Origin of the sequence: Nostoc cf. edaphicum LEGE 07299, from assembly GCF_015207245.1 — a bacterium.
Lineage (GTDB): Bacteria > Cyanobacteriota > Cyanobacteriia > Cyanobacteriales > Nostocaceae > Nostoc > Nostoc edaphicum_B.
On record NZ_JADEXF010000135.1, the window covers coordinates 1 to 7,552 of the forward strand.

7 protein-coding genes are annotated in these 7,552 nt (G+C 42.7%); 2 read left to right on the forward strand and 5 right to left on the reverse strand.

What is annotated here, in order from left to right:
• The 3 genes from IQ229_RS05970 to IQ229_RS05980 all read right to left on the reverse strand — a co-directional run.
• On the reverse strand, positions 1-408 hold a 408-nt coding region (locus IQ229_RS05970; protein ID WP_194042122.1), incomplete at its 3' end, for a nucleotidyltransferase domain-containing protein.
• A gap of 307 nt (positions 409-715) precedes the next feature.
• Positions 716-2,395, reverse strand: a complete 1,680-nt coding sequence (locus IQ229_RS05975) for a hybrid sensor histidine kinase/response regulator (protein ID WP_194042124.1) — start codon at positions 2,393-2,395, stop codon at positions 716-718.
• Between the two features lie 236 nt (positions 2,396-2,631).
• Positions 2,632-4,542, reverse strand: coding sequence for a GTPase family protein (locus tag IQ229_RS05980; RefSeq protein WP_194042126.1), 1,911 nt, complete (start codon positions 4,540-4,542; stop codon positions 2,632-2,634).
• A gap of 419 nt (positions 4,543-4,961) precedes the next feature.
• On the opposite strand from IQ229_RS05980, the gene IQ229_RS05985 reads away from it, so the two are divergent.
• Together IQ229_RS05985 and IQ229_RS05990 are read left to right on the forward strand one after the other, a co-directional pair.
• Positions 4,962-5,267 carry a DUF433 domain-containing protein gene (locus tag IQ229_RS05985; RefSeq protein WP_322743946.1) on the forward strand — a complete coding sequence of 102 codons (306 nt, stop codon included), beginning with the start codon at positions 4,962-4,964 and terminating at the stop codon, positions 5,265-5,267.
• Positions 5,264-5,638 carry a DUF5615 family PIN-like protein gene (locus tag IQ229_RS05990; protein ID WP_194042130.1) on the forward strand — a complete coding sequence of 125 codons (375 nt, stop codon included), beginning with the start codon at positions 5,264-5,266 and terminating at the stop codon, positions 5,636-5,638. The genes IQ229_RS05985 and IQ229_RS05990 overlap by 4 nt, the downstream gene beginning before the upstream one ends.
• 121 nt (positions 5,639-5,759) lie before the next feature.
• Here the strand turns inward: IQ229_RS05990 and IQ229_RS05995 are convergent, their stop codons facing one another.
• On the reverse strand, positions 5,760-6,473 hold the full coding sequence (locus tag IQ229_RS05995; RefSeq protein WP_194042132.1) for a protein kinase family protein: 714 nt from the start codon (positions 6,471-6,473) through the stop codon (positions 5,760-5,762).
• A gap of 118 nt (positions 6,474-6,591) precedes the next feature.
• Positions 6,592-7,552, reverse strand: a 961-nt coding sequence (locus IQ229_RS06000) for an AI-2E family transporter (protein ID WP_194042133.1), incomplete at its 5' end; no start/stop codon positions are given.

Sequence of the window (7,552 nt, forward strand, 5' to 3'; positions counted from 1 at the left end):
GTACAACGGAATTCCAACCAGTGTTCCTGATATCGCTTTCATGAGCGGAGATTGAACATCAAACTTCTCCAAGATGGTTGAAATTTCCTTTTCCCATTGTGCGATCGTCGCATGAGCAAACTGACATTCGACCCCGTTTACAAAAAAACTCTCACCAATCGCACCCTCTTGCCGATCGCCCAAAATCCCGATCAACTCTGAACCCTGATTTTGCTGACGCGCAAGGTGCAACTCTTCTTCAGAAGGCAATTCATCATAATAAAGCATCACATCGCAATCTGAGTATTCATCGCACAGCCCTTCTGCGACTGAGCCTGTAACCATTACAGCTTTCGTTTTCGGGTTGGTGATATACGCTTTGACATTGCGTTTTACTAATTTCAACAAGTATTGAGTTTTATCAGTCATGGATTGTTATGACTTGCGTAAAGGTATACATCCATGAAAAGCTACGGTTATTTGCTGTTTTTACGTGACAGCTAGTACCGCAAAGCGGAAGTCAAAAGTTAACACTGAGCGGAGTCGAAGTGTCAAAAGTCAAAAGTCAAAAGGAATATAGCGTAAGAGTTTCGTGGATTTGGAATGCGTGGTTTATTTACGCCGTGCTGTACTAGTGTAGCAAACCGCGATGTTCTGGTTGTGGCTTCAAGAGTGCTAAGTAACTCTTGAGAGAAACGGGGGGATTAAAGTAAGGATGAGAAAATAGCAAAACTTGTCAACTTGATAATACTTCATCAAAGTATCGATCAATTTCTGCTATCAGAATTTCAAAGTCTACAGGCTTGGTTAAGTGGCATTTGAAACCAGACTTCAGCGCAAGCTGCCGATCCTCTTGGCTACCGTAGCCGGTAAGTGCAATCAGAATTGAGCGAGTAAATTTGGAGTCTTTACTCAGTTCCTGTGCAACGGCGAATCCATCCATTTCAGGAAGTCCGATGTCACAAATAATTACATGAGGCTCAAGCTTCTTTGCAGTTTCTACCCCTAAAATTCCATCCTTAGCAATGGAAACTTCATGCCCAAAATACTCAAGTACTGCTTGTAATGATACGGCTGAATCCTCGTTATCTTCGATGACTAAAATCTTCAACGATTTTTTCGCCGCCTCTGTAATCTCTAGGTCGTTGTCTAAGGTTGTAATCTCTTCGCATACGGGGAGAGTGACTTTGAATTCTGCTCCCAGATTGATCCCTCTACTTGAAGCTTCAACATTACCACCATGAAGTTCTACAAGACTTTTTACTACCGAAAGTCCCAAACCTAGCCCGCCCCTTGAACGATCTAAACTGCGATCGGCTTGGGTAAACGGCTCGAAAAGTTCTGGTAATATTGTCGGGTCTATCCCTATGCCTGTATCTCTTACGGATAAAACCGCTACACTACCTGAGCCATTCTCACCTGGAATAACTGAGAAATCCACCCAGATTGTCCCATCTGGCTGAGAAAACTTTAAAGCGTTATCAAGAAGGTTCCCAAAGATTTGGAAGAAGCGAGTGGAATCAACATAAGCCCACACGGGCTTGTTTGGCAGGTCTTCTACTACATTAAGGTTCCATCTCTTGATTGCTTGTGCATGGTCATTGAGACTCTGGCGAACCAATTCCACCAGATTAACCTTTTCAAGGTTTAATGAAATCTTCCCATAAGTGATGGACGATACGTCAAGTAACTCATCGATCAATTTGGAGAGGTGCTTAATCTGGTTTTGCATCATTAAAACTGTTTCCCCAACTGCACCAGTCTGTCCTAGCTTCAACTTCAGTAGCTGAACGCCGTTGGAGATGGGGGCAACGGGATTCCTCAGTTCGTGAGCCAGCATGGCAATAAATTTGTCTTTCAGGGCGTTTTGGTTCGTCAGTTTCTGGAAAAGTTGCACGTTAGCGATCGCAACTGCTGTAGTATCTGTCAAAATCTCAAGGAGTCCGATCTCTTCGGGTGTGGCGAGGTGGCGTGTACTCCAGTAGGCTCCGATCGCACCCAGTGGATCGGAAACTCTTATAGGAACCATCACTAAACTTTTGACAAAAGTTACCTTGTACGCCTCAATCGGAATTCGTGCATCCTGGTAAATGTCTTCAATTATGGCTGCTTTTTTATTGAGCATTGCCCAACCGGAGATGCAAGACTTGAGCGGAAAACGCATACCTTTCCAAAGTGGCCCAATGGCGTTTTCATCGACATAGTGGCAACATTCACCATCCCGCAATACAAAAGTTACTCCATCAGCATTTGTGAGATCGCGAGCAGCCAAACGCACAATCTCAATAATTTCCTCAATAGTCCGCACACAAGCCAAATCCTTCACTACCGAAAGCAGCCTGTTGTAAGACGAAATGCTATAGCTTTGATCTGAATTCTGTTCTTGAGAGATGGAGGTTTGTAATATATTTTTCATAAAAACTCCGAACAAAAAGATGTCTGTATAAAAACTTAAGTAAAGCGGGTAGGTTCAGCAGACACCTACTCTTAACCGTAATCTTAAGATATTGAAAGTGCAATCTTTTAACGCATTTTTCTCAATTTACGGTATAAAAATTTTTAAATATTACAAGTAAATATTTGTAAGTTTCTGATATGTCTAATACAACTTGTGATATTTGATGTACTGCGGGTACGTAGTTAGTAAACTGATTATTTGGCGATCGCTAAATAATACTCAAATCGCTCCCGGAGTTGTTCAACCGTCAAATTTTGAGTCCAGTATTCCACTAAAGCGTGACCAAATGCCCAGGCGTTGCGATCGGGTGCAGCGGTGTTTTCCAGCAGCAGTGGCCAAAGGGATAGCAATTCAAAGTTGAGCGACTTGGGGTTCAAGAGTGAGAAAAGCTCATATCCCATTTGTAGTTTACCAATGACAATTGGCAACTGTTCCACGGGAATTTGCTCCGCTAACATATACGCTAGGGCTGGAGATCCGGTTGAGAACGTAGAAACAAACTGAAGGACGGGACTTTTGAGCAATGCCGTTAATCCTTGTGTTGTCGTCATTTGGAAGGTGTAGTGGTCGATAATTTTGGCGGCGGCGACAATGCGAGTTTCTAAGTTACGCAAAAAGCGGGCGAGACGGAGTTGCTTGGTAGGTGCGATCGCATCCACTAATCCCAACGATAGCGCCTCTACTCCCCAGGCAACTCGATTTGTTTTGCTGTCACTTGTAACCACAGGTAAAACTAGATTACAGAAGTTTCCTAGCAGTTTGGCGCGATACTCAGTGGCTTCTCTAATGGCAATTTCTTTGGCGCGATCGCCCCATTCCCAATCATAAGGTGGTTGCCATTCGCGGATGGGACGCAGCCGATCTACTTGAGTGACGATCGCGATCGCAGGTAAATCTGCAACTTCTGCTTTGATGTCTTGCAAAAAGTCCACATCCATTTGCAGTGCAGGATCGAGGGCAGGAGTAGCTAACAGCAGCAAATCTGAATTGATGGCATAATCAAGCACCAAATTTCGGAGTTTGGCACGGTTGACTTGTTCGTAACCAGGTGTATCCAAAAGCGTTAGAGTTTCGCCACTTTCAGTCTGCCATTGATAATTTTGAATGCGATCGGTACTGGGTAAAACGTCAACTGCTGCGAGATCCGCCTGAAATAGCGTATTAATCAGGCTACTTTTTCCCGATCCCGTGCGCCCCACCAGCAGAATATTCACGGGTTTTTGCTCAACCGCCTCGGCTGGTTGAGCTTGAGTCAGGATTTCTCGGAGTGTTTGGGTTTTTGGCTGGGGTAAAGTTGCTGGAGAAGCTACGGTTGCTGGAACTGGTAAGGTGCTACGTCCGTAAAGTGCGATCGCTTGTCGGCATAAGTTTCTCAGGGCAGCTTCCCGGAATAACTGGCTCAAATTCCCCAATAATTGCTGAGTTGCTTGGTTACTAGAACCCTGACTGGCTTGTTTTGCCACCGCCGCCACCGGATTTAAGATCCACTGTGCCCAGTTCCAAGCTTTCCAGAATTTCCGAGCCGATGGTTCCAACTTCCGGTAGACCTCATATCCTTGGTATGCTTGTCCAACCGTCACCTGATTGAGGACAGGGGATAAATTTTGCATCCACCGATCCATATCATCCACCGTTCCGCGAATCAGCCCGTAAGCTTGGGGAACGTAAATATTCAACAGGGGATATTGAACTTCAGGATTGTAGATATGAGCGATCGCTACGACTAAATCTTGGCATCGCGTCCAAAAAGTTTGCCAGTCTTCCCAAATCGGGCGATCGCTTTGTGCTGCTTGGAGAATTTCTTGAAGGGCGGTTTCTGCAAGTTTTGTGGTGTCACTTCCCACTGGTAGCTCTACAGTATCCTCTGCTGTCGATTCCAGTTCTTCACGGACTTGAGTTAATACAGCTTCTACTTGGTTAACAGCTGGTTGAGTCCATTTGACTAGCAGCCAACGCCAACCAACAAATAAAACGGTGAATACACCCCAAATCCAATTAATGCCCCACGCATGAATTTGTGAACCGGCGGACACCAGTAAGAAAATGATGATAAACGCGATCGGGATTGCTAAGACTACCCACTGCCACAGTTTTAATCGCACCATTGCCCCATACCTGCTTTGAAATGTTAGAAAATTCGAGTTTTTGCAAAAATTACTCTTATAAAAAGTCTATCGTCTTCAATGCAGGCAGGATATTTGGTATTCTGGGATTAATGGTAGACTCCTAATTATTAGGGATAAATGTTTTATTTTGCTGTAGGTAGCTAAAAAAACAACTGGATATTTATATTTCTAGATTAGAAGAAGTTTAAAATTGCTCAGTTGTCTATGAGAGCAAAATTTAATGAAGAGTTCTGAGTTCCAAGTGCTGAGTGCTGAGTTGAAAGACCGCCCACACTCTTGCGGGTATCAACCTTCTCTCTATAAGAAGATTCCGCCCACACTCTTGCGGGGCTTTTACGCCCTGTGCGGAAGTACTGAGTACTTCTTAAATTTACTCAGCACTCAGCACTCAGCACTGAGTGGGTAAACAAGCTATGCAAACAATTACCGACATTGGTACGCTGATTGTCAGCACACTCGGAACTTGTGGTGGTCGCCCTCGGATTGCGGGACACCGGATTACGGTACATAATATTGCGATCGATTTCAACGCAGGCATGAAACCGGAAGAGATAGTTGTCCAAAGACCACAGCTAATGTTGGCACAAGTTTATGCAGCGCTAGCTTACTACTATGCTAACCAGGAAGTAATTGACACGGAGATTGCCGCAGAAATTGAAGAATACGACCGTTTGGAAGCTGAGTACACGGCGAAGAGACAGTGAGCCAAATTCGTTTGTATTTAGATGAGGACAGTGTTGAGAAGTCCCTAATCAAAGCTTTCTGTAATGCAAACTTGGATGTTCTGACAGTGGCCGATGTGAGCAGGCAGAGCTATTCTGATGATGAGCAGCTAATTTGGGCAACAGAGCAAGGGCGTGTTATCTATAGCTACAACCGAAGAGACTTTTGCTGCTTACATAACGAGTTTTTAGCCACAGAAAGAAATCATGCTGGCATTATCTTGTTGCAGCAACAACGCTATTCCGTAGGGCAACAGTTACAAGGGTTGCTCAAGTTGGTTGCTACTCGTTCGGCTGAGGAGATGGTAAACCAACTAGTATTTTTGAGTGCTTATATTGATAAAAGCTCTTAGACCACTGTCAGCATTTTAATTAATACTAGGAGCAACAATAAAATTTATCAACGAAGTGTTGATGACGAAAGTGCCAAAATAGGCAAAAATTGGACAGCACAAAATTTTCTGGCGATCGCTCTTAACGTTTTAAATATTTATTTAAATACTTAATATTAGTTAATCTTAGGGATAGTTGGCAACAAAAATTTTTAACATAAGTTCCCAAGCGATAACATTTGCGGACGATATCTAAGAGAAAGTATGGTACGCGCAGTCGAAGTGGGTAAAACACGGGCAGATATAACCAGTAGTAAGCCTTTTTTAGGTTATTCCACTTTGAGCAAGGTTCTTGATGCAGGAAATCTGATATGTCTACGACTAATCCTCTACCTTGGTACATCATGACATTACGCCCGTGGACATCATGAGGGTGGAGTCCACGACTTCGGGCATAGTCAAGAGCTTCATCAATGTCCTTTATTACCTGCTTGGGAATTAGTAAACCAAAGTGCATACAATCGTAGAGGGTTGTTCCATAAAGCCGTTTCAAGACTAAAAACCCATCCTTGGCGTACAAACACTCAGAAAACGCTGGATGATAACCTAGACGATGGTAAACTTCTACTTCCTCTTCAAAACCTGTCCGTCCTGGGGCATAAATCTTAACTACATAGTCAGGGTAATCGGGGTGATAAACTACTACGGCGTAATTTCCTTTACCAAGCAGCCGCCAAGGTTGTGGAAGATAGCTTACCTTAATTGGATCGCAGGGATTGACACTTTCAATCTGTAATCTAGGCAGTAGTTCCTGATAAATGTTTTTGACTAACTGTTTTGGGGGCAATTTGTCCATATCAATTCCTTAGCCAATTTACGAGGTTTGGGAATGAGGTTGACTTGAGTGAATACGACCTAAATGACACCGTTGCTACTTACTTTTAACAGTAGAGATGGCAATTTTTATCCAAAACTCATTGCGATATTGATTCTTCTATCAACAATTCCGATCCTGCTTCACCCTCACCCAGGTTATCAGAATTAGTAGATTTAGAAAAACCATCTGCTACATCTTTGATAAAACCAGCTACAGGTACCGCAACTAGTAAACCCAAGACTCCACCAACATTGGTTCCTACAAGCAAAGCAATTAATACCCATATTGGTCGAATACCAGTAAATTTGCCTAAAAGACGTGGTGCGATCGCCTGATCGATTAACTGATCGATAACAACAGCTACCGCAAAAACCTTAGCTGCTAGCCAAAAGTCATGTGACGCTATGATTAAAGTTATTAAAACCAGACTGACGACATCGCCAAAGGGAATTAAGCTCAAAAGTCCAACTCCCAAGCCAAAGAGTAAACCAAACTGGACTTGAAAAGCTAAAAATAATAATGTTAGAGAAACACCCATTAACAAAGCCAAAGTTCCTTGACCAATTAAGTAGTTTTGGAAGTTTTGCTGAATAGACTGGCTTATCTGTTGGGCAAGATTTCCAGGTAACTTTTTAAATATTGCCTCCCAAATTATTGGGCCATCCAACAACAAGTAAAAAGTTAGCACTACTGTGATTAACGCCTCAGAAATACTATCAATTGTATCTATGATAATGCTTAAAAGTTTATCTGAAATAAACTCTATTTCATTAGGTAATTGGTCAGTAATTTGTGCTAATAACTGACTTAAATTTACATTTAATTTATGTTGAAAAAACCAATGATTGAGAATCTGAAGTTTTTCTTCGCTAGAATCAATCCATTGAGGAAAGACTTTAACCATTTCATTAAATTGCTCTAAAACAATGGGCACTAAAGTGATACCCAAAGCCACAACAATTACCAATGCTAATATAAAAACTAATGCTACTGCATGGCTGCGTTTAACTCTCCGCCGTTGGAGAATCGAAACAGGATAGTTTAAAACGAATGCAAGC

Coding starts and splice junctions, on each gene's coding strand:
- IQ229_RS05980 (WP_194042126.1), bottom strand. CDS start 4,542: ATGGTGCGATTAAAACTGTGGCAGTGGGTAGTCTTAGCAATCCCGATC.
- IQ229_RS05995 (WP_194042132.1), bottom strand. CDS start 6,473: ATGGACAAATTGCCCCCAAAACAGTTAGTCAAAAACATTTATCAGGAA.
- IQ229_RS05975 (WP_194042124.1), bottom strand. CDS start 2,395: ATGAAAAATATATTACAAACCTCCATCTCTCAAGAACAGAATTCAGAT.